Here is a 1027-nt window from a genome sequence, read left to right on the forward strand (position 1 = left end):
AGCAACAATTTCGTCTTCAATTCCGCATTCATCAGAACCTCTTAAAATCTTGAAATATCCATTGTCTCCCCAAGTCGGATTCCATGAATTTGCTACCAACCAATATGGAGTACCGTTTTCTTCACCCCAACCAAGAATCTTTATTGCATGACCACCCAACATTCCTCCTGTAACATGTTGATAAACTCCAGATTTATAATTTGGAAAATCTGCATAAACACTAAATGCAGCTTCAACCGGACCATTGGTTAATATTTCTTGCTTGATGGCTTCTTCGTTACTACTAATTGAATAGGAAGTCTTTCCATAATGTTTATCTTCTTTATATGTTTTGCTGTATCCCGCTTGACAAACCTTTTTACATTTCGGTGTTGGAAATTCTCCGCTGCAATTTGGATATGGACCGATAACATGATGAGAACATTTAGGGAAAAAATAATCCTGACATCCTAAATGAGCTCCGTATTCTCCACCAGTAACCAAACCATCAGTAACCCAATATCGCCAAGCACCTGAAGGGAAACCTCCATTACATCCATCACCACATCGAAATCCACAGCATGTTAAAAGATCTTCTGCACTAATTCTTGGAGTTTGAGTGCCATTTGAATGAATACAATATCTGTCAGTAATTGCTTCTACAGCTCCAAAAGCCCAACATGATCCACAATTACTTTGATCTCTAATTTCTCCAATTGATTTACATTTTGGCCATTGAACTCTGGCATCAAAAGTCGTTGGAAGTCGAACTCTATTCAAAAGTGGCTTTCTTTTTGGAAGTTTGAAATTATTCGGATCTTTCATAACTCCCAAAACCTTTTTTATATCAGAAATCGATTGAAATCGTGTTGTAGGAGCAGCTTTCCATGTAGTTTGAGCAACATAGTTGACATAATTGATCAAGTCAAATGACAATGGTGTATGAATCGGAATTGGAACCTTTTCACTTTTTGTTAAATCTTTCCATTTTATTGATTCACTGCTGGCGAGTGAGACAGCTAATACCATGAAAACCAATAAACACAGA

Annotated in this window: 1 protein-coding gene; it reads right to left on the bottom strand. The window is 37.1% G+C overall.

Annotated elements, in window-relative coordinates; genetic code table 11:
* A partial coding sequence (locus tag G0Q00_RS14680) for a cathepsin B family cysteine peptidase (RefSeq protein ID WP_163040707.1) occupies positions 1-1027 on the bottom strand: 1027 nt, incomplete at both ends.

It is taken from the genome of Aliiroseovarius sp. PrR006 (assembly GCF_010500215.1).
In the GTDB taxonomy this organism is placed as follows: Bacteria; Pseudomonadota; Alphaproteobacteria; order Rhodobacterales; family Rhodobacteraceae; genus Aliiroseovarius.